At 65.7% G+C, this 21275-nt stretch carries 17 protein-coding genes; 7 read left to right on the forward strand and 10 right to left on the reverse strand.

The features are described 5' to 3' along the window. Positions 1-15: 15 nt before the first annotated feature. From H977_RS0121620 to H977_RS33635, 3 genes are all read left to right on the forward strand, one after another. Positions 16-1677, forward strand: coding sequence for an aminopeptidase P family N-terminal domain-containing protein (locus H977_RS0121620; RefSeq protein WP_029109829.1), 1662 nt, complete (start codon positions 16-18; stop codon positions 1675-1677). Positions 1678-1682: 5 nt separating this feature from the next. Then, positions 1683-2156, forward strand: a complete 474-nt coding sequence (locus tag H977_RS0121625; protein WP_029109830.1) for a RidA family protein — start codon at positions 1683-1685, stop codon at positions 2154-2156. A 148-nt stretch (positions 2157-2304) separates the two neighbouring features. Next, positions 2305-3006 (forward strand): DUF2275 domain-containing protein, encoded by a 702-nt coding sequence (locus tag H977_RS33635; protein ID WP_036476691.1) that lies wholly within the window; start codon positions 2305-2307, stop codon positions 3004-3006. A gap of 4 nt (positions 3007-3010) precedes the next feature. Here the strand turns inward: H977_RS33635 and H977_RS0121635 are convergent, their stop codons facing one another. After that, positions 3011-3652 carry a DUF5134 domain-containing protein gene (locus tag H977_RS0121635; protein WP_029109831.1) on the reverse strand — a complete coding sequence of 214 codons (642 nt, stop codon included), beginning with the start codon at positions 3650-3652 and terminating at the stop codon, positions 3011-3013. 177 nt (positions 3653-3829) lie between these two features. Here H977_RS0121635 and H977_RS0121640 point away from each other — a divergent pair, with 177 nt between their 5' ends. Both H977_RS0121640 and H977_RS0121645 read left to right on the forward strand, forming a co-directional pair. Then, positions 3830-5770 carry a cytochrome c oxidase assembly protein gene (locus tag H977_RS0121640; RefSeq protein WP_196808287.1) on the forward strand — a complete coding sequence of 647 codons (1941 nt, stop codon included), beginning with the start codon at positions 3830-3832 and terminating at the stop codon, positions 5768-5770. 239 nt (positions 5771-6009) lie between these two features. Beyond that, the gene (locus H977_RS0121645) at positions 6010-6348 is read left to right on the forward strand and encodes an MmcQ/YjbR family DNA-binding protein (protein ID WP_029109833.1); all 339 of its coding nucleotides are present in this window, start codon (positions 6010-6012) and stop codon (positions 6346-6348) included. Positions 6349-6382: 34 nt separating this feature from the next. On the opposite strand, the gene H977_RS33640 is transcribed toward H977_RS0121645, so the two are convergent. After that, complete coding sequence (locus H977_RS33640) at positions 6383-8680, reverse strand: heavy metal translocating P-type ATPase (RefSeq protein WP_502691191.1); 2298 nt, start codon at positions 8678-8680, stop codon at positions 6383-6385. Between the two features lie 109 nt (positions 8681-8789). On the opposite strand from H977_RS33640, the gene sigC reads away from it, so the two are divergent. Next, the gene (gene sigC, locus H977_RS0121655) at positions 8790-9356 is read left to right on the forward strand and encodes an RNA polymerase sigma factor SigC (RefSeq protein ID WP_036476628.1); all 567 of its coding nucleotides are present in this window, start codon (positions 8790-8792) and stop codon (positions 9354-9356) included. Here sigC and H977_RS0121660 read toward each other — a convergent pair. The 8 genes from H977_RS0121660 to H977_RS0121695 form a co-directional block, all read right to left on the reverse strand. After that, complete coding sequence (locus H977_RS0121660; RefSeq protein WP_036476630.1) at positions 9353-10804, reverse strand: PepSY-associated TM helix domain-containing protein; 1452 nt, start codon at positions 10802-10804, stop codon at positions 9353-9355. The two genes, sigC and H977_RS0121660, sit on opposite strands and share 4 nt — an antisense overlap. A 72-nt stretch (positions 10805-10876) precedes the next feature. Beyond that, entirely contained in the window at positions 10877-11227 is a 351-nt protein-coding gene (locus H977_RS0121665; RefSeq protein WP_231396026.1) for a cation transporter, read from the reverse strand. Beyond that, positions 11224-15459: an AMP-binding protein gene (locus H977_RS33645; protein WP_051288985.1), complete on the reverse strand. Its 4236-nt coding sequence runs from the start codon at positions 15457-15459 to the stop codon at positions 11224-11226. The genes H977_RS0121665 and H977_RS33645 overlap by 4 nt, the downstream gene beginning before the upstream one ends. Continuing rightward, complete coding sequence (locus H977_RS0121675) at positions 15446-15691, reverse strand: acyl carrier protein (protein WP_029109837.1); 246 nt, start codon at positions 15689-15691, stop codon at positions 15446-15448. Before H977_RS0121675 ends, H977_RS33645 begins: the two co-directional genes overlap by 14 nt. Then, the gene (gene fadD10 / locus H977_RS0121680; RefSeq protein WP_029109838.1) at positions 15684-17252 is read right to left on the reverse strand and encodes a fatty acid--CoA ligase FadD10; all 1569 of its coding nucleotides are present in this window, start codon (positions 17250-17252) and stop codon (positions 15684-15686) included. The genes H977_RS0121675 and fadD10 overlap by 8 nt, the downstream gene beginning before the upstream one ends. Before the next feature lie 25 nt (positions 17253-17277). Further along, on the reverse strand, positions 17278-17832 hold the full coding sequence (locus tag H977_RS0121685; RefSeq protein ID WP_029109839.1) for an FcoT family thioesterase: 555 nt from the start codon (positions 17830-17832) through the stop codon (positions 17278-17280). Positions 17833-17834: 2 nt separating this feature from the next. Further along, positions 17835-18704, reverse strand: a complete 870-nt coding sequence (gene scoE / locus H977_RS0121690) for a (3R)-3-[(carboxymethyl)amino]fatty acid oxygenase/decarboxylase (RefSeq protein ID WP_029109840.1) — start codon at positions 18702-18704, stop codon at positions 17835-17837. A gap of 81 nt (positions 18705-18785) precedes the next feature. Beyond that, entirely contained in the window at positions 18786-20264 is a 1479-nt protein-coding gene (locus H977_RS0121695; protein ID WP_029109841.1) for a PPE family protein, read from the reverse strand. Between the two features lie 189 nt (positions 20265-20453). On the opposite strand from H977_RS0121695, the gene H977_RS0121700 reads away from it, so the two are divergent. Beyond that, positions 20454-21263 carry a class I SAM-dependent methyltransferase gene (locus H977_RS0121700; protein WP_029109842.1) on the forward strand — a complete coding sequence of 270 codons (810 nt, stop codon included), beginning with the start codon at positions 20454-20456 and terminating at the stop codon, positions 21261-21263. The last annotated feature ends 12 nt before the right edge of the window (positions 21264-21275 follow it).

Raw genomic sequence — 21275 nt, forward strand, 5'->3', positions numbered from 1 at the left:
AAGGAACTGATCACCTTGTTGCATCTCACCGCCGATCCGAAGCTCCTGTTGGACGAGTTCAACCTCGACCCCCAGCGAAGCCTGCTTTTCTCGGCCATCCGGTTGGATTCGAATCCGCTGGTGTCACCGCTCGTCGCAACCCGAGGAGACGATCGCCTGCTGTTGGTGCGGCAGCAGGAGCAGGGCAATGTTCTCTCCGCCGGCGTCCCCGCACAGCGGATCCGCTTCTACGCCCCGTGGGTCACCATCGACCCTCGCCCGGTAGCCGACGTGCCGGTGGCCGAGTCACTCACCGAACTGGTGGCCGAGCTGGCCCGCACAGAGCAGGTGCGCCTGGCCCACGATGTGGTGTACAGCCATTTCCTCACTCTCGCCCCCTCGGTTGATGTGACGATCGAGCGCCGCGGTCCGCAGCCGGTCCGCATTCACCAGGTCCGCATCGACGATGTCGCCGCCAGATTCGCCAAGTGGCGCGCACACGGGGCCGAAGTGGCGGCCCAGTTGGTTTCCGGCATCGCACATCTCGATGGAATCGAGACAGAGTTCGGCGCACCCGATACCCGGTTCCGCCGTCTTGCCTCGATCGCCGCCGAGCGATCGATCGGCACCTGCCTCATCGCCGCGCCGCCGAATTTCACCGAGGTGACCGGCATGCCCTGCCTCCCCGGGGCACTGGCACTGTGGCGACCGGAATCCGACACCGTCCTGATCTTCACCATCAATGACGGCGACGGTGACACCGCTGAGCAGGTCTACGGTCCAATCGTCGGCGAATCCGCCTCACTCGCTGACGCGATCACCACCGGCGCAACCGATCGACGCGTTGGCATCGAAGAGGAATGGGTGTCGGTCGGTCTGGCGCAGGAGCTGATCGACGCCGGCATCGAGCTGATACCGGTATCCGGGGAACTGGCTCATTGGCGCGACGTGCGCGACAACGAAGACCTCCCGTTCCAGCTGATCGCCGCGCGGACAAGCGTTTACGCCATCGAAGAGGCTCTGGATTGGGCCGACCGCCAGATCACCGCGGGGATCAAGCTGACCGAACTCGACATCTTCGACCGCTACCTCGGTCACGTCGACCAGTTCCGTCGCGAGAACAACATTCCCTTCGACGTGGACCCCTATTTCACCAACCTGCACTCGTCGAACCGCATGCTCTTCCCTGGTCCGCCTGTCGACTTTCCGATCGACCAGAGCACCACGTGCATCCAGCTGGACGCCGGGGTTCGGGTCAGCATCGATGGGGTCACCCTGGCGACGTCGGACATGGCCCGGTCCCTGCCACGCACCCCCGAAGCGAAAGAGGCGTACGGATTCTTCTTTACCGTCGTCCGCGACGGGATCATCGGCCAGTTGCGACCCGGCGTAATATGCGAGAACGTCCATGAGGGCACCATGCGATTCCTCGAGCCGCATCTGCCGCGAATGATCGAGATCGGCATGCTCGGTGACGACATCGACTTCACCACCATCTACCGCAGGCGCAACGTCGGGCACCTCATGGGTAAGCAGGAGTCCTTCGCCAACGAACTCCGGCCCGGCTACAAGCACACCCTGGACGTCGGCTCCTATGGAGCCGCAGAGATTCCGTGGCGGTACAACAATGCGGCCATCGGCACCGAAGACATGTGGTACATCGGCCGCGACCGCACCTACGTGCTCACCCAGCGGTGATACCCGTGAACACCACACCACATGACACCCCCCACGAGCGGCTCACCTCGCTGGGCCTGACCTTGCCAAAGTTGGGCGCGCCTGCCTACGCATATGAGGCGACCACCCGGCACGCAGACCTGCTGTTCGTATCCGGGCAGATCTCCCGCAACGACGACGGCACGATCTTCAGCGGCACAATAGAACCCGACGATGCGCCCGAAGTGGGTTGGACAGCGGCACGACTCGCCGCGCTGAACCTGCTCACCCGGATCGATCAGGCAGTGGGGCTCGAACACGTCCAGCGGATCCTCAAACTCAACGTCTGGATCGCCAGCTCCGACAGCTTCACCGACCAGCCTTCAGTCGCTGAAGGAGCGTCCCAACTGCTTGTCGATGTGCTCGGGACCGCAGGCGCACACGCCAGGACCGCGTTGCCTGTACACGTGCTGCCGAAAGGAGCCCTGGTCGAACTGGATGCGATCGTCGCCGTGAAGTAACGGCCATCCGCAACCAAAGGGCGGGAGATGAGAAGTTGCGATCCGCACGGTAACCCACCATCCACCCGTGCGGTTATCGCATCTCTTCCCACACCTGCAACGCCGAGCAGGTGTGCGCTCCCCGAACCCGATGCGGAACAATGGACCGGTGGACTGCGTGGTGGCACGAGAGGCGCTTTCGGCACGCCTCGACGGGGAACGAGAGCCGGTCCCCTCGGCGCGCGTCGACGAGCATCTACGTGATTGCCCGGACTGTGCTGCCTGGTACGACAAGGCCGACATCCAAGCCCAGCAGCTACGCGATCTGGCCAACACCGGATTGATCGGCGCCGTGAGCGGACGCCCCAACCGCAGGGCCACCGCGCTGGCCGGACTCGGACATTGGCTGCGCCGGCACCTGCTCGCCATCGCGATCGTCGTCATCGGTGCTGCCCAGGTGATCCTGGCGGTCGCCCAGGCGGTCGGCATCAACTTCGGAATGGTTGCCGCACATCATGGATCGGCCAGTGGAGCACATCTACTGAACGAGTCCACCGCGTGGTCGGCGGCGCTGGGAATCGCGACGATCGCCATGGCGTTCCGCCGCCGGATCGCACCCGGTCTCGCCTGCGTCTTGGTGATCTACTGCGGATTCCTCGCCTATTACGTGGCATCCGATGCGCTCGCGGGTCAGGTGACCCCGGTCCGGGCACTGAGTCACGTGCCGGTGGCGTTGGCTGCGGTCGTTTCAGTCTGGGCGTCCCGCGCGAACCGCCCGCACGACCCGTCACCACGGAGTGGTGAAGATGACGAGTCAGGTGCCGCAGGACCGAGCCGTCCTCACCTCCGCGCAGCGGATGATGCGGCCTGAGCCGCTACAACATCACGCCGAACATGATGGCCATGCCCGCGGCCATCATTGACCCGCACAGCGTGCCGAAATGTGAGAACGGCGGAGCATCTGGCTGCTGACGTGCGGCGAAGTAGCGGTACAGCCACACCGCCGCGGCGATCACGAAACCTATCGTCAACAGCCAGTTGATGGCAGAAATCCAGAGCGGCGACACCGAGGCGTGCTCCATGGCCATCACCGTCCCGCCGCCAGAGTGCCCGGCCATGTGCATCACATGCATGTCGCCGGAACCCTCTGCGGCGACCGTTTCCGTATGCCGCCCAAGCACATTGCCGTTCATGACCGCATACATCCAGCCCATGGCCAACATCATCGCGGCGTGATAGCCGTCGAGCATGCGGCCGTGAGTCGTGCGGGACCTCAGCAAGCCGGCCAGGAACCATATGGCGGCGGCCAGGAAGAAGAACATCGGGCCGAGTGTCGGCAACTCGGCCCCACGCGGCCAGGCCATCACCATCATCGCGATGGCCATCACCAAGTGGAGCAATTGGCCCACCGCAGCGCTCGGACGACCACGGGAACCGACCAAGGCGTACACGCACTCGGCGGCGCTCAGGGCGAACAACACCGTCACAACCCAGCGGAGCGCGACATCGGCGATCATTCGGATCCTGTCTACCAAGAGTGTTGGGGTGCGTCGTCCTGTTGTTGGTCGCAGGCGCCGGCGCGAAAGTTCCCGCACCCAATCATTACTACGACGCGTTGTCGTAGACTCGCATGGCCGCGATGTTCTTGTTCGTTTCCGCGGCGGAAGGCCGGTTCGACTATGGCGCGTGTGCGCATGTCCACTGCCGCCGGCGGGTGGCGGGAACGCCTGACACTGCTCGGCATCGTGGCAGGTTGCACGGTGGTGCTGTTCGTGTGCGCCGTGCAGTTGGGCGCGCAGCGGCTCGCCGCGGCGGGGATCGCTGACCCGGGTACTGCCACCAGCGCAGCGCGGCTTCTCGGACACTGGGCCGCCACGTTGGCCGCTTCCGTGTGCGTCGGTGCGCTCGTCTGGATTGTGACGACCGCGACACCTCGCGACGACGGCCGGATCGACGCGGCATCCTTTTCGGCGCATCTGCTCGTCGAACGCGTCGCTGCCGCCTGGACGTGTCTTGCCACCGCGATGGTCGTCGTCTCGGCGTCCGCCGACGCGGGAATTCCCGTCGGCCGCCTTGTCGCCGGCCCCGGCCTCGGCAGCACCATCGCGGCGTCAGAGGTCGCCCGCGGGTGGTGTGTCACGGCGATCTGCGCGCTGGTGTTGGCCGTCGGCGTGCGTTTCACTCTCCGCTGGGTGGGTCATTGCGTGGCTCTGCTGCCGGCCTTGATCGGCGTGGTCGCGGTTCCGGTGACCGGCAATGCCGGGCAGGGCCCGGACCATGACATCGCCACCAGCGCCGTGATCGTCTTCGCGGTGGCGGTCGCGGTATTGGCCGGAACGAGAATCGCTTCCGCCGGATTGCCAGAGGGCGCGTTTCGGCGCCGGGTCCAGGTGCTGCAGCTGACGTGCGGAGCGATCGCGATCGTCTACGGCGCCGTCCTGTCCACGCTGATGTTGGGTGGGTTGCCGATTCTGGCATCGACCTACGGGCGGGCCGTCCTCGTCGCCGGGGTGCTGCTGGTGCTGGTGTGGGTCGGTGACGGAGCGCTTGTTCTGATGCGCCGTACCCCGTCGCGATTGGTCAACACCGTGTCTGCGGCCGCGTTGATCGTCGTCACCGCCGCGGTGTCGCTCGCCGCGAACAGCGTTCCGCCCCGGTTCACTGTTCATGAGTTCTCGACGTGGGACATCTTTTTGGGCTACCAACTGGACGCACCTCCGAGTCCGGTCAGCCTGATCACCGAGTGGCGGTTCGACCCGCTGATCGGTACGGCGGCCATCGTTCTCGCGCTCGGCTACCTCGCCGCAACGGCACTGCTGCGGCGACGCGGTGACCAATGGCCGGTGGGCCGCACGATCGCATGGACCCTGGGCTGTGCGGCCCTGCTGATCACCACGAGTTCGGGAGTACGCGCCTACGGATCGGCAATGTTCAGCGTGCACATGGGTGAGCACATGGCGCTGAACATGTTCGTCCCGGTGCTCCTGGTCCTCGGCGCACCCGTCACGCTCGCCCTACGGGTCCTGCCCGCTGCACCCAATGGTGAGGCGCCGGGGCCGCGCGAATGGCTGGTGTGGTTCGTACATGCACCCGTGACGCGATTCCTGTCGCACCCGGTGACGGCATTCGTCTTGTTCGTCGGGTCGCTGTATCTCGTCTACTTCACGCCCCTGTTCGACACCTTGATCCGGTACCACTGGGGCCACGAGTTCATGAGTGTGCACTTCCTGCTGACCGGCTACCTGTACTACTGGGGAATCATCGGCATCGATCCCGGGCCGCGACGACTCCCCTTCCTGGGGCGGCTCGGGCTGCTGTTCGCCGTGATGCCGTTCCACGCCTTCTTCGGCATCGCCACCATGACGATGACCTCTTCCTTGGGTGAGACCTTCTACCGGTCCGTCAATCTGCCTTGGTTGCAGAGCATCTCAGACGACCAACACATGGGCGGCGCCATCGCGTGGGGTTCGAGCGAGTTGCCGGTGATCATCGTGGTGGTCGCCCTGGTGGCCCAGTGGGCACGTCAGGACCGCCGGGCCGGAGCGCGGGACGACCGCCATAGCGATCGCGGATACGACGACGACCTCGACGCGTACAACGCTATGCTGCAAGAACTTTCCCGCACCCGGCGCTGAGCGGCGAGGAAGTTATCCGCCGTCAGATCCGCAGGTGCAGTTGCTCCCGCAGGTGCAGTTTTCGCACGTACAGTTCGGGTTGTCGCACTTCGTCGACTCCACTGTTTCATTGCTGGTCATGCATGTGACGCTACGCCGACGGAGCGGTGCTGACCGTGATTTGCGGGCGACCGGCGACGTTCGAGATGCTCCAGACTCTCAGATAACATGCACCGCGCGATCAACGGAGGTCTGACACTGTGCTCGATAGCGACGACGTGCGGCGCATCGCGCTGTCGTTTCCCGAGACCGTGGAGAAGGAGCGCTGGAACCATCCGACGTTCGACGTGGCGGGCAAGATGTTCGTCACCGTGCCAGACGATCAGGCCTCTATCGCGGTGCGCTGCCCCAGGTTTGACCGCGAAGAATTGATCGCCGCCGAACCGCACAAGTTCTGGGTGGCGCCACACGAGGCTTCGTCTGCGTGGGTGCGGGTCCGATTGAGCGCGCTCGAGGACTCGCTGGAGCTGCGAGATATTCTCCTCGACTCCTGGAGACAGGCCGCCCCGATCAGACTCACCGACTCCGACGAGCCCTGAACGAACCGCGAGTCGTGGTCCGGCTCCGGCTCTCTCAGAGCTGTGACGTTTGGCGCTGCGACCGGTTTCCGTTCGATTCGCCGTACGTGTTCGGTTGTACCGTGCCGTAATTGCGCAACCGCAGGCTGTTCGACACGACCAGGAACGACGACACCGCCATGGCCGCGCCCGCGATCAACGGGTTCAGCAGCCCTGCCGCGGCGATCGGAATCGCCGCGATGTTGTATCCGAAGGCCCAGAGCATGTTGACCCCGATGGTCCGCATCGTCGCCCGGGCCAGGCCCAGCGCCTGCGGGACCGAATCGAGGTTGTCCCGGACCAGGATGATGTCGGCGGCACCGATGGCCACATCGGTACCCCGACCGATGGCAAGGCCCAGATCGGCACAGGCCAAGGCGGGACCATCGTTGATTCCGTCGCCGACCATGGCCACCACCCGGCCCTGCTCGCGGAGTTTCTCGATCGCGCCGACCTTGTGCTCGGGCAGTACCTCGGCCACCACATCGTCGATGCCGACGGCGGCGCCGATCGCTGCTGCCGTCGCGGCGTTGTCGCCGGTCAGCAACATGGTTTTCATGCCCTCGGCATGAAGGTGCGCGATAGCGCCTGCCGCCGACTCCTTGACCGCGTCGGCGATGCAGATGGCACCGCAGACGGTGTCGCCGTGTGCGACGAATACGACGGTCTGGCCCTGTGACTCGCCCACCTTGCGGGCGGCCGCGAGATTGGCCGGCACCACGCGGTCGCGGGTCACCCAGCCGGGCCGCCCGACGACGACGGCGGCAGTGTCGACGGAGCCGGCCACACCGTGGCCGGCGAATGCCTGGAAGTCCTCGACCGCGGCGATGTCCCGCCCGGCGCGGGCGGTGACGATCGCATGTGCCACGGGATGTTCGGACGCAGCCTCGACCGCGGCGGCATGTCCCAGCACCTCGTCCTCGGTCCATCCCTCGGCAACAGCGACGGTGATGACCTGAGGTTGTCCGGTGGTCAGGGTGCCGGTCTTGTCGAATACCACGGTGTCGACCGCGCGGATCGCCTCCAGTGCGCGGTGCCCCTTGAGGAATATGCCCAGCTGAGCGCCCCGCCCGGAGGCCACCATCATCGCGGTCGGGGTGGCCAGCCCCAAAGCGCACGGGCAGGCGATGACCAGGACCGCCAGGGCCGCCGACACCGCTCGGTTGACATCGCCGTCGGCCAGCAGCCAGCCGATGGCGGTGGCCGCCGCGATCACGAGCACGCACGGCACGAACACGGCCGCGATCCGGTCGGCCAGTCTCTGCGCATCCGCCTTCTGCGCCTGTGCCTGCTCCACCAGCCGGACCATCCCGGCGAACTTGGTGTCCGGCCCCACCGCGGCGGCCTCGACGATCAGTCGACCGTCGAGCACGACGGTGCCACCCACGACACTCGAACCTTCTTGTGTCTGTACCGGTTTGGATTCCCCGGTCATGGCGCTGACGTCGACCGCGGCCCCCCCGGACACCACAAGGCCGTCGGCCGCGATGGCCTCACCGGGACGGACGACGAACCGCTGGCCCTCTTTGAGCTCGTCTGCGGGCAGTACGAGCTCGCTGCCGTCGGCAAGTAGCACCGTCACCGACTTGGCGCCGAGCGCGGCAAGTGCTCGCAGCGCACCTCCGGCACGCGAGCGTGCGCGGGCCTCGAAGTAACGGCCCGCGAGCACGAAAACCGTTACCCCCGCGGCGACCTCGAGGTAGATGGCGTCGCTGCCGAGCAGCGCCTGCCAGATGCCCGCGGCGTGATAGGTCTGGTGGTCGAAGAAGATCGTGTACATCGACCACACGGTGGCGGCGGTGACGCCGATGGAGATCAAGGTCTCCATGGTGGAGGTTCCGTGCCGGGCGTTGCGCAGCGCACTGCGGTGGAACGGCCATGCGGCCCACGTGACGATCGGTGCCGCCAGCGCCGTGAGCACCCACTGCCATCCGGCGAATCGGGTGTCGGGCACCACGGCAAACATCACCGAAAGATCGGCGAGAGGGATGAACAACACGGCGGCGATGGCGAGTCGCCGGAGCAGGCTGCGGGCATGGTCGGCGTCGGGGTCGACGTCGGTGGTGGAGCGCTCGGTGCGGGGAGCGGCCTGGTAACCGGCTCGCTCGATGACCGCGCACAGTTGTTCGACGCCGACCTCCGGTGCGGCCTCCACGGTGGCGACACGTGTGGCGAAGTTCACTGACGCCCGCACCCCGTCGACCTTGTTGAGTTTGTTCTCCACACGGGCAGCGCAGGCCCCGCACGACATTCCGGTGACATCCAGCGCGATGCGCTGGGTCACGTCCTGGTCGGGGACAGTTGCCGTCGTCACGATCACTCCAATTGCTCACTCACCATGTCAGTGGCCTACATCACCGACATATGTCACCGAATATGTAGTCGGTCCGGGCCGCTGCCGAGTTCCCGGGCGGGATCGAATAATGTCGGGGACCGTGACTACCGAACGCGGCCAGGACCACGTTACGCGGCTGGCCTTCGCCGCCGGGCGCGGTGATTCGGCGGCGCTCGAGCAGTTCATCCGGGCCACCCAGACCGACGTCTGGCGAACGGTGGCCTATCTGGGCGATTCCGGCTCGGCCGACGACTTGACCCAAGAGACCTTCCTGCGCGCCATCAGTGCGCTCCCCCGATTCAGTGGCCGCTCGTCTGCCCGCACCTGGCTGCTGTCGATCGCACGGCGAGTGGTGGTCGACCAGATCCGGCACAAGCAGAGCCGGCCGCGTACCCAGCATGGCGTGGATGTCGAGCAGGTCCTCGAAAGCTACCGCCCCGCAGGTGGATTCGAGAAGATGGTCGAGATCCGGCTGTTGTTGGACGGCCTGGACCCCGACCGCCGGCACGCTCTGCTGCTCACGCAGGTCCTCGGCTTGTCCTATGCCGAAGCTGCCGAGGTGTGTGGCTGCCCGGTCGGCACCATCCGGTCACGGGTGGCACGGGCCCGCGAGGATCTGATCGCAGCGTCCGAGCGCGACGATCTGACGGGTTAGGGCACTCGGCGGCGCTGTCGCCACGCCACCACGACATCGACGGCGATGAAGGCGAGCAGGCTCGCGCCGAGCAGCGGCACGAACCAGCCGATGGCGGCCGCGGCGAACACCACTGCCACCGCGACACCCGGTGACAGCCCGGTGAGAACGCCGCGAGGTGGCGCAGAGCCCACCGGGGCACGGCCGACGGTGGGTCGGCGGCGCCACCACAGCAGGTAGCCACGCACGATCACGGTCACCAACCCAGCCGCGAGGCCCAGCAACAGCAGCTGGTTGGCAACTCCGAACAGCAACCCCATGTGCAGCTGGATGCCCCAGGCGGAGAGCTTTGCCGCCAACGGCCAGTCGGCGAACCACGAGACATCGGTCACGGTGGCGGACTGCCCGTCGACGGCCACCGCGTTGTTCGACATCACCCAGGGCTGACGGGTCTGCGCGACGGTGAACGCCATGCCGGCGTGGGCCGGAACGCCGACCTCGACGTTGCCGCCGACACCGGCGTCGCGAGCGGCCGTCAGTACGCGATCGATATCGCCCACCAACGCTGGGTCGTTCGGCCCTGCCACACCTGCGGCCGGGGCACCGTGATGCCCTTCGTGGCCGGTCATCTCGGCATTCGGCCGGCCGTTGATCGCTGTCGATACCGACGGGGTCGTCCACGACAACGCCGCCCGCAGGTCGGTGATGTTGTCACCGGCGAACCGTGACCAGGTGAGTCCCGTCGCCGACAGGAACAGCAACCCGACGGCGATCCAGATCCCCACCGCCCCATGCCAGTTCAGGGTCCTGGCCCGGCCGGACAGTGAGCGGTCGACCGTCAGCAGTCTGGCATCCGCATCCCCACGCTGCGGCGAGCGCCGGTACCTTCCCCACCACAGGAACACCCCGGCCAACGCGATCAGCCACAGCCACGACGCGGCGAGTTCGCTGTACAGCCGGCCCGGTTCGCCGAGATGCAGACTGCGGTGCAACTGGTCGATCCAGGTCCTCAGCGGCAGCGCACCACTGCTGCCGTAGACCGTCAGTTCCCCCCGGGAAGCCGCTGTCACCGGATCGATGAAGACGGCATACCGCTCGGATTCACCCAACGAGGGATCGTCGAACATCACCCGGGTGGTCTCTCCCGGGCCGATCGCCGGACGTACCGCGGTTACCGGCAGATCGGGCCGCACGGTCTGGGCGGCCCGGACCTGTTCGGAAACCGGCAGCATGTCGCCGCTGCTGGGTGTCCGCAATTGGTCGCGATAGACGAACTGCTCGATGGTGGGCGCGATGGCGTAGAGCCCGCCGGTGACGGCCGCGATCAGCAGAAAAGGACCGACGAAAATCCCCGCATAGAAGTGCAGCCGCAGCAGGAACGCACGATTGTGCGCGGACCCTGCCGGCGGGGCGGCCGACGATTCCGGCGTCAGGCTCGCATCGGTGGCTTTCGACGGGTTCTCGCCCATGGCTCCTCAGTGGTCGAACGGTCCTCGATAGAAGTGGTCGTTCGCGCCACGTCAACAGTTCCCGACGGGAATTCAGCCACCCATGTGCCCGACGGTCACCCAGCGGATCGCCCTCGTCATCACCGAGGAGCTTTGCTTCGGCGGCCCGCCCACCTGGGATTCGTCATGTTTGACGGCTGTGCGCTCTTCGGCACGGTAACCGGCTTGCTCGACAGCCTCACATAGGTCGGCGACAGCGATGTCGTGGCGGGCGTCGATGGTCGCGACCTTGGTGGAGATGTCGACCGTGGCGTGGACTCCGTCGATCTTGTTCAGGGTGTTCTCGACCCGGCGTGAGCAGGCGCCACACGACATGCCGGTCACGTCGAGTCGGATACGTCTGGCACGTGATGTCTCGTCACTGTGTGCGGCTATGTCTGTCACTGCCATTCCTCACTGTGTCGTGGTGTCTGGTTGATAGGTCGTCGGGCACCCGCGATGAGTTCCCGCGCGTCCGGGGCGAGCAGCACCTGCACCGGCGGCGGTTCCGCCACGAGTTCGCCGACCGACCGGATGTCCAAGGGGATGGCCGGGTAGTCGGCCAGGTAGTCCGCGTAGGACCGTCCGCCGAGTGTGAGGCCCAGACCGATCCAGGCGTCGATCACCGACCAGCGCCGCGGGTTGGACTTCGCCCACTGGCTGTCATCCAGCCGGCGCTTCCATTCGTCGCTGTCGACCCGATCTCGGGCCACCGTGCCGAGCAACTCCTGATACCTCACGGCCTGACCGCGCACCACATCGATCCCTCGGCCCAGCCGGTCTGGTCCACCGAACTCCGGAATTCTGCGCAGAATGCCGGCCGCCGCTGCTCGGCCGGTTGTCACCTCTTCGGTCAATTCGATTGCCGGATAAGCCTGTAGCGCACGGCAGGCCTCGACAACCGACACCAGGATGTCGGCAGACCCGCGCATCTGCTCCGATGTGCCCAGGACCCGGGGCAGGCGCACGATCGTGAAGTCGAGTTCCCGGTCTGCCCGGCTGACTGTCAATTCGGCGAGCGCCTTGGAGGCCGCATACGGGTACGGAGCCTGCCGAGGGTCGACCACCTCAGGCATGGCGACGTTCCCGTTGACCACGTATGTCGACAGATGCACGAGCCTGGTGCCTGACGCGGCGCAGGTCTGCGCCATGGCCGCCACCAATTCCACATTGGCCGAACGAAGTTCGCGATACGGAGCCACTACGTTCGTGTTCCCGATGCAGTTGACGAGGGTCCGGGCCCCGGTCTGGCGGATCAGCGCCGCCAGCTCTGGAGGCCCGAAACCGGGGACGAGGTGTTCGATCCGAACCCCCGGGACGGCCTGGAGCTGCGCCCATATCGGGTCACTGGTCGGAACCGACCTGGCAGCCAGTACCAACTCGGGGCGCGCTACCCCTGACCGCGTCAGGTCCAGAATCGCCTCGGCGAAACCGGTGCCCAGAATTCCTGACGCACCGACCACCAGGATCGGCCCTCCCCCTCCGCGAGCCCGAGATCGCGGTGGGTTCTGCACCGCGCCAACACGCTGCGTCGCCACTGCACCGAAGTCGCGGTCGATCTGGGCGGCTGTCGTGCGGTCCATCCAGCCGGCGCGCATCGACACGTCAGCCACCAGGTTCGCCGCGGTATCCGCACTGACCAGATCCAGCATGGAGAGCTGCCGGCCGAGATACTGACGCGTATCAGGCAGGATCCGCACGAGGTCCAGCGACCCGACGCCTTCGCACACCAGCGATGTGTCCGGCGTGATCGGCCTGCCGAGCTGGGCACTCCAGATTTCGGCGAGATCGGTCGCCCGCACGTCGGATTCGGTGTCCGACTGCTCACATCGTCCGGAAGCGGTCGATGTGGGCAGCCTTGCGGTGTCGGTCTTTCCATTGGTTTTTCTGGGAATGCTCGCGACCCCGGAAACGATGAACGACGGGACCCGCGAATCCACCAGAATGTTGCGGATCCGCACTGTCGCCGGCAGGTCTTCCCCTCCGTCACGGGTCCGTTCAGTCGCGAACCAGACCCCCAGGCGGCCGTTGTGAAGCTCCACGGCGACGTCACCTATGGCTGGGTCGGCGACGATGCGCCGGGTGATCTCGGCCGTGTCGACCCGCTTGCCCGAAATCTTGATGAGCGCGTCCTTTCGTCCGGCGAACATCGGGTAGCCTTCGCCGTCGACCGTTATCCGGTCGCCGGTCGCGAAGGCGCGCTGCCGTCGGCCGTCGGGCATGGTGACCAACCCGAAACCGGCATCGTCCGCGCCGAGGTAGCCGTCGGCCACCATCTCCCCCATCACCACGACTTCGCCGAATGCGATCACGACGGTGCTGGGAACGACCGGTGGTCCCACTCGCCGACGCGCTGCGTGCCCGAGCACCTGACCGCGATCGATGATCGGCAGGTAGGTCACCACGACGGTGGTTTCTGTCGGTCCATAGCTCGACACCAGAGAGATGCCCTCGATGCCGGCGACATTGACCCATTTGTCGATGGCCGCCGGACGGACGGGCTCACCGCCGATCACAATCTGCCTCAGCTGAGAACGGGCCACACCCGCAATCGCATCGACGTCGTCACACCACAGATGCCACAACGCGGTGGGCATGTCCACGATGGTCGCCCCATAGTCCATCACCTCCGCGGTGAACGCCTGCAGGTCACCGGCCTTCACCGCGCCTGAACGCACGAGCGTCGCCCCGCTGAGAGCGGCACCGAAGACTTCTTCGACACTGATATCCGATGTCAGCGGCGCGCATTGAAGGATGGTGTCGTCCGGTCCCCAGCCATACGCCTGGCTCACCCCGGCGCAGAAGGTCGCTAGCGAACCATGACCGACGTTCACGAGTTTCGGTTCCCCGGTCGATCCGGACGTGGGCATCACGTAAGCGGTCCTGGTGGCAAGCCGCGGGTCCGTTGCGGTCTGTTCGACGCGGGCCTCCACGAGACACCGGTGCTCCGGGCCGACACTCGACGCGATATTCGCCGATGCGACATCGACGATGTGCGCCGAGATGCCGTTGCCGTACTGGTTGATTCTCAGGGCCCGCGACGGCACCTCGTCATCGCGGTCACAGACGCTGTAGCCACAGCCCGCGAAGTGACATGCGATCAGGAGGCCGATTGTCTTATCGGTGTTGTCGTCGGTGAACACCACCACATCCCCTGGCGCCACATTGGTTTCGAGCAGCCAGGCGATCCAGGAATCGACGTGGGGACGATGTCGACGGCATTCGGCGACAGCGGCGGGTCGATGGAGAAACCACGCGGGCGCCACCCCCACCGCCGGATCATATTCTCGCGCAACCGTACCCAGCATCCCGTTATCGGCAAGTGCGCGCCAGTCGTCGACGGCCATCGCGATCGGTGAATCCCACAGTGTCGTCATCGCTCTCAGGGCAGCCCCGACTCGGCCTGCCAGGTCGGTGACATGTTGCTGCGGCCGATCGAGTCTGTCCCAGACGTTGAGGGTGAGCACCTGTCGCTGCTCGTCGAGTACCGCCGCCACGGTCATCCCCTCGACCGGTCCGATGTCCGACGTCACGGGGGCGCCAGCCAGGAACGGCGTCAGTTCGGGCGCACAGGGCTCGCGCAGGAAATTCAGCGTCAACGTCCGGACGGACGTTGTCCGGTTGATCGCGAGATACATTCGGCGGTAGTGCTCTTCACGCAACCAACGGCGCCGGCCGGCCTTCACGTATCCGCGATCCACCGCGCCGACCACCTCCGCCGCCGAGGCATACGGTGAGAACTCGACCGGCTGTGCCATCGAGTTGACCAGACACGTGGCGACGGCGAGTTCCGGGTCACCGAAACGGTTGTCGACCGCGTGCACCAGAAGGCACTCGGTGGTGTGCCGAATACTGGCCTCCACGGCCGTCGCCGCCGCCGCGACGAGTACGTTGAGCGCCACGTTCTCACGGTCGGCCAGGTCGAGGATCGCATCGTAATCCGCTCCGCGAAGCACCGTGGACTCGATCAGAACGCCCTTCGACGCGGTTGCGGCGACGTCAGCGGCCATTCCACAACCGCCCGTGAGAGCAGTCGCGGTGAGCTCCTGCCGCACGATGGTGCTGAGCCGCTCGCGCGATTCGTCTATCCGGATCGCCTCTCGGTGATGCGCGGTGGCAACTGCGGTCAGACCATCACGGATACAGGTGGTTTCGGCCGATCCGTCGCCGGCGAGGAAGCGCCCCAGATGGGCTTCGATGATGCCGATCGCGCCGCCGTCGAGCAGGATGTGGTGCGCTTGAGCGTCGAGACCGCGCACCCATCCGTTGCCATCGACGCGCACTGTGTACCGCGCCAACGGCTTTTCGACAATGCCCGCTCCCCACTCGTCGGCCAGCGCCGTACTTTCGTCATCGCCGCACACCCGCACGATGTCATCGACGTTCAATCGAGGTACGAGGTCCGGGTATCCGTCGCCGTCGGGAGGCGGCTCCAGAACGCACACGTGAACGGGGCTGACACGGATGGTCTCACGCAGCGTGGTCAGGAATTCCGCCTGCCGGATCGGCTGGAACCGGTAGCGCCTGCCGATCAGGTACAGCTGGGGATCCGCGTCCCGCAGCACCCCGTTGTAGATGTTCTGCTGTGAGCGGCTCAGCGGAACCCGTTGCACATGAAGGACTTCAGACAGGCTCATTCAGCGTCTCCAACTCCTGCAGCCAACCTCCCAGCGAAAGGTTCTCGGCCAGGCGCCGCGGGACGTCGGATTCCCGATCGATGCCGAGCTTTTTCATCAGGAGCACGAAGCGGACCGAGTCCAGCCCGAGATCTCTCAGGTCAGTCGCGTCGCCGTCGACGAAATCGGACTCATCGGCGTACAGCACCTCCGAGAGCGCATCGAGCAGTCTGCCCCTCGCACACTCAGCCACCGGTTGCCGCCAGCGATGTCCGCACGATCTTGCCGGACTGGGTTCGTGGAATCACCTGCACGAACGTGATCACCGACGGCCTGGCCATCGGCTCCGACTCCTGGCGGAAGCGCGCCGCGATGGCGTGTTTGAGCTTCTTGGCCGCTGGTCCATCCGGCGCGGTGGACGTGACGACGGCCAAGCCCACCAGTGCGCCGAACTCTCGGTCGGGGATCTCGTAGCAGGCGGCCTCGCTGACACCGGGGACCCCTTCGGCGATTCGATCGACCTCGTCGGGCGCGATGTTGACCCCGCCGGAGATGATCATCTCCGAGGACCTGCCCCTGATGTAGAAGAAGCCGTCGTCATGGCGATCGAGGAGATCTCCGGTGTTCACCCATCCGTCAACGAGCACTTCAGCGGTCCGGTCCGGGTTGCCCCAATATTCCAGCATGTTCGCCGGTGATTTGATCCACAGTGTGCCCGAGGACGCCGAAGCGGAGCCCGAGCGCGTGGGCGGTCCACTGCCGTCGTCATCCAGGTGGACTTCCACGCCCGGATAGGGCCGCCCGACAGCACCGGCCGCGATTCGCGCGATCGACCGCTCATCGGTGGGGAGACACAATGCGGTGCAACCTGTTTCGCTGAGTCCATATACTTGGGCGGTACGAACACCCGCGGCTTCGACAAAGGCGACATCGGAGGCAACCGCGCGGGATCCGCCATAGCCCACCATGCGGAGCGCCGATGGTACCGGCGCACCGGTGGCCCGCAGTTCGGACACCATCCGGGTGAGCAGCGTCGGGACCAGACACGTTGTCGCAACCTCATTCACGGTGAGGATCTCGGCGACGGACGCCCTGTCCTCGCCACCGGTGATGCACAATCCGCCCCGCATCAGGCAGTTGAGGATCCACCACAGTCCACCGATGTGGGTCGCGGGCAGGGGCGAGTACGTGGTTTCGCCTACGATCCAGTCGACCCACGCCAATCCCTCACGCTGCAGGATGTCGGCAATGGAGTAGAAGGTCCGGTTGGGCAGCAGCACCGCTTTCGGTGTTCCGGTGGTGCCACTGGTGAAAATCATCGCCAGCGGTTGGTCTGCTCCCCCGGCTGGCGGTCCGGCCGCCGACCCGGCGACAGTCCCGCCGCCATGGCCGGCCGCGCTGGGGGTGATGGTGACGGCGATGGCGGGCAGCGACTGGAGACCATCCGAAAGATGGGCGATCTGCAGCCGGCAGCCCGGTGTCATCAATACCGCTTCGGGCGTGGCGATCTCGCCGAACCGGTCTATGGCTGCCGCTGGCAGGGCGCCGTCGACCATGACCGCGATGGCCCCGACTTTCGCACATGCCAGCACCGACAGGTACGTCTCGGGTCCGTTGTCCGAGATGACGAACACCCGACTTCCGCCGGAGATCGACCGTCGGCCGAGATCGGCAGCGAGTCTGTCGACTTCGGCCATGAGGTCTCGATAACGAAGCACACTGGTTCCGTCGCAGCGACGAAGGGCGATCGCCTCCGGGCGCTGTCGCGCCCTCTCACTGATGCGATCCAACACCGTGGATGATGGGTAGGCCATGGCTGTCAAGCTGCTCCGTAACGGTTCAGGGGATGTTGAGGGCGGCCAGTTCCACTTCTCCGGAGGCGGCACCACCGTCCTCGTCCCAGAACTCGACCGTGCAGGGAATCTTGAGATAGCGGATCGTGCGATCGATGACCTCGAAGTCCTTGCACAGCAGCCGCGCCGAGAACTTCTGGGATTTGATCGGGCGCTTGAAGCGTGACGCCGTCGTCTTGATCAACATGCTCGGGAGTTGATAGTTGAAGTAGTCCTCGATCGACCAGCCCCGGAATTCAGGGATCTGCTCGTCGAGGATGGCCGGCGCGAACGCGCTGTAGGCGAGTTGGTTGAAACACAGGACCCATTCGGCCGCGTTGAAGTGGCCGGTGTCGCGGATGTATGCGGGCTCTTTGATGCTGAAATTGCCGACCGCGAACACAGAAGTCTCGGTGGCTTCGTACTCTGCGTCGAGGAGGTAGCGGCACCCCTTGTAGGAGTATGGTTCCAGGACTTTCACGAGCAGGTCTTCCGGTATCGGCGCCATATGCGCGATGCCATGCCCACGTGTCGCCGGCGACAGCGTCTCAGCGGTGCTCATACTCATACCCCATATCCCGGTGTCGTGAGGCCGTCCAACATGGTCAGCCGATGAGTTGTCAAAGTGCCCGATGCCGTTCCGTGTTTCGCCCGGTGCATCAGAACCCGGTTGTCCCACAACACAACATCGCCGACCTCATAGTGCTGGGCATGGATGAACGGCGATGCGAAATCCGGGTCGAGCTGCCCGGTGGCGGTCATGAGCTGTTGGAGAACACCGGGTTCGAGCACACGTCCGTGCCCGTCCTCGATCTTCGTGGTGCCCGACGCGCAGATGTAGAGGATTTCCTGATCGGTCTTCGGATGCCGGATGACCGTCGGCCATGTGATCGGAGGTGTGGTCGCCGAGATCTCGTCCCACACCTCGCCGATCGGTTTGTACACATCGTGCGGTCGAACCTTGATGTGGCGCCGCGGATCATGGGTGGCGAACGTACCGCGGACCGGGCCACGTAGGGTCTCGGGAAGTGACTCCCACACCTTGTTGAGGTCGATGAAGTAGGTTCCGCGGTCGCTACCCGGCACTGCCAACGGCACCACCATCGAGAAGGCGAACGGCTCGGGCATGAACATATAGTCGATGTGCCAGAACGCTCCGGTCCTCGGGACGCCGTGCCCTTCGTCCGTCGAGGATACGAAGATCTCCGGGTGTTCCTTGTGGTGATAGATCGGCTCGTAGTACGTGACGACTTCGCCGATGATGCGACCCAGCTGAAGGAACTCTTCAGGAGTCGGATGTACGTCTTTCAGGACGACCAGCTTGTTCTCATAGACGATCTCGCGGATCTCGTCCCGGGTGATGTCGTCGAGATTCTTGGGGTCGATTCCCGTGACTTGCGCCCCGAGTCCCTCCCCTTTCACATTCAGCGTCATCTCTGCTCCTCGTGCGGCTCTGCACTGCGGCCGGCGGTGCGGCTGTCGGATAGGTCGCGTCAAACCAGTTGAAAGTTCCGGCTATTCGCGAGTGTGATCTGGATTGCTTCTCCACGAGGCGGGAAGCATGGGGACCGGCTCGCCGGCGTCGCCGCGCGCACGCTCGACCATCCCCGCCGCGGACGTATTCGTGGCCACCGGCACAGCCCCGGAGAACCCGAGCGTGGTTGACCCCTTGACGCCGATCGCCGGCGGCGCGGGCCGGCTCAGGTCCGGCTCGTCGATCGTGGTGTCCTCGGAATCGGTGGCGGCCAGGAATTCGTAGCGGTAGCTCCGGGCCCGATCTCGTTTCCGGCCGGTTTGCCTTCGACGGCTGCGAGCCTCAGCGGCGGCTCTCGCCGCGGCGACCGCGGCGAGGACATCTGCCATGCCTTCAGCGGTTTTCGCGCTCGACTTCGGTCCCGACGGCACTGCGGGCGGATCGAGACCGGGCACGGCGTATGCGGCGAACGCTGACGGTGCAGAGCTCACCGCGCCGTGGGCGCTGGGAGCACCGGAACCTGAATCGCCTGCCTGCGGCGCGGCACCATTCGAAGTGACCGAGGGACTCAATGCCACGCCGGCGTTGGCCGTGGGCACGGGCCGGTGGCCGCCGTTGACCTCGGCAGGTGCCGGTGACACACCGGGTGCCGGCACCGGGTTCTGCAGGAGCGCCAGCGCGCTCAGCGCACTCAGAGCACTCAACGCCGGCGCGAAGAACGGCAGCAGCAGTAGCGAATACGAGGCGTAGTACGGATACCAGAGCATGTCGTAGAGCACCAGCGCGATGATCGCGAGGATGGCGGCCCCGGCCGGGTTGAACCCTAGTTGCTGAAAGAGCTGTTGAAACGTCTCGAGCAGCTGTTCGGGGTTGCCGGCACCCGAGATCAGCTCGGAGATGAACTTCCATAGGCCGCTCAGCGGCTGGTTGTCCGAGGTGGCACCCGACGTACTCTGTTGCCCACTTCGTGCTTCACCTCCCGGCGCGAGGATCGGCGGGGCCGGCTGGGGCGATGGGACCGCCGCGGATGCGCTCGCCGCGACCGCCTCGTATGTGGTCATGACCTCGGCAGCCTGCAGCCACATGCGCACGTAATCGGCCTCGTTGACGGCTATCGGGATGGTGTTGATGCCGAAGAAGTTGGTGCCGAGCAGTATCCCGTGGGTGACGTGGTTGGCAGCGAGTTCGGCCGGCGTAGGCATGGATGCCAGAGCACTGCTGTAGGCCGCCGCAACCGTCCCGTGCTGCGCGGCAGTGATCGCGCTGTCGACTGAGGCCTGTTCCAGCCACACCAGGTAGGGGCCATGGGCGGCCACATACTGTGCAGCGCTGGGCCCTTCCCAGCTGCTGGCGTGCACCTCGGCCAGGATCTGGGTGAGTTCAGCTGCTGCAGCGCTGTATTGAGCGCTGAGCGCCTCCCACTGGCCAGCTGCCGCAAGGAGTGATCCGGGACCCGGCCCCATACTCAACAAGGCCGAATGCACCTCGGGCGGCACCGCCGGCCAGAACGGGACAGTCACGTATCACCTCCTCGCCCGAGCGTTTGTCGGCACCGTGCTGGTCAGCGCGCGTCGACTTGTCTCTCATCTAGTCGGGCCGATCACCAGAAAGTTCCCGCCTGGTTCTGATTGACCTGTCAACCGGGGCAATGACTCTCGATACCACAGCGCCGATGTCGCAGGAATCGGCCGACGAGTACGGTCGTGCCCATGCCCGTCATCGACGCCCGACATCTGACCGCGATCTCAGAAACCGCGCTCCTGACCCTGCATCAGAGAGCGACCGAGGCGGCCCGGCCCGACGGCATCATCACGGACCCGCTGGCGATCGCCCTGCGTGACAGCCTCGGATACGACTACCACCATTTCGGCCCGACTCACCAAGCCACCGCCCTGCGGGCCCTGGCCTTCGACCTCGCCACGCGCCGGTACCTGCGTACACACAGCAGGGCCACCGTGGTCGCCCTTGCCGAGGGGCTACAGACCAGCTTCTGGCGCCTTGACAACGGTGAGATGGACTGGCTCTCAGTTGATCTCGAACCAATCGTGGCCCTGCGTCAGCAGTTACTGCCGTCCTGCGACAGGCTCCACCACCTGGCGCAATCCGCGCTCGACCACTCCTGGATGGACGTGGTGGACACCACCAACGGGGTGCTCATCACCGCGGAGGGGTTGTTCCAGTACCTGGAACACGACGCGGTATTCGATCTCATCGCCGCCTGCGCTGCCAGGTTCCCCGGCGGGCAACTCGTCTTCGACAGCGTCCCGCGATTTCTCAGCTGGTACTCGCAGCGACGTGGCATCAGACTGAGCAAGCAGTACACCGCACCGCCGATGCCGTTCTCCTTCACTGCCGATCGGTACGACGAATTACGTTCCATACCTGGCGTACTCGCGGTGCACGAGCTCGAGATGCCGACCGGACGCGGCAAGGTCGCCTCGCGGGCCGCAGGCCTGGTCTACCGGTCCCGCAGGCTCGAGCGCTTCCGCGCACCGACCAACGTCATCGAGTTCGGATGAGAACCAGCGCGA

The organism is Mycobacterium sp. URHD0025 (assembly GCF_000426065.1).
Lineage (GTDB): Bacteria > Actinomycetota > Actinomycetes > Mycobacteriales > Mycobacteriaceae > Mycobacterium.

Coding starts and splice junctions, on each gene's coding strand:
- scoE (WP_029109840.1), bottom strand. CDS start 18,704: ATGACGCTGAATGTGAAAGGGGAGGGACTCGGGGCGCAAGTCACGGGA.
- fadD10 (WP_029109838.1), bottom strand. CDS start 17,252: ATGGCCTACCCATCATCCACGGTGTTGGATCGCATCAGTGAGAGGGCG.
- H977_RS0121685 (WP_029109839.1), bottom strand. CDS start 17,832: ATGAGCACCGCTGAGACGCTGTCGCCGGCGACACGTGGGCATGGCATC.
- H977_RS0121640 (WP_196808287.1), top strand. CDS start 3,830: ATGTCCACTGCCGCCGGCGGGTGGCGGGAACGCCTGACACTGCTCGGC.
- H977_RS0121635 (WP_029109831.1), bottom strand. CDS start 3,652: ATGATCGCCGATGTCGCGCTCCGCTGGGTTGTGACGGTGTTGTTCGCC.
- H977_RS33645 (WP_051288985.1), bottom strand. CDS start 15,459: ATGAGCCTGTCTGAAGTCCTTCATGTGCAACGGGTTCCGCTGAGCCGC.
- H977_RS0121660 (WP_036476630.1), bottom strand. CDS start 10,804: ATGGGCGAGAACCCGTCGAAAGCCACCGATGCGAGCCTGACGCCGGAA.
- sigC (WP_036476628.1), top strand. CDS start 8,790: ATGTCGGGGACCGTGACTACCGAACGCGGCCAGGACCACGTTACGCGG.
- H977_RS0121700 (WP_029109842.1), top strand. CDS start 20,454: ATGCCCGTCATCGACGCCCGACATCTGACCGCGATCTCAGAAACCGCG.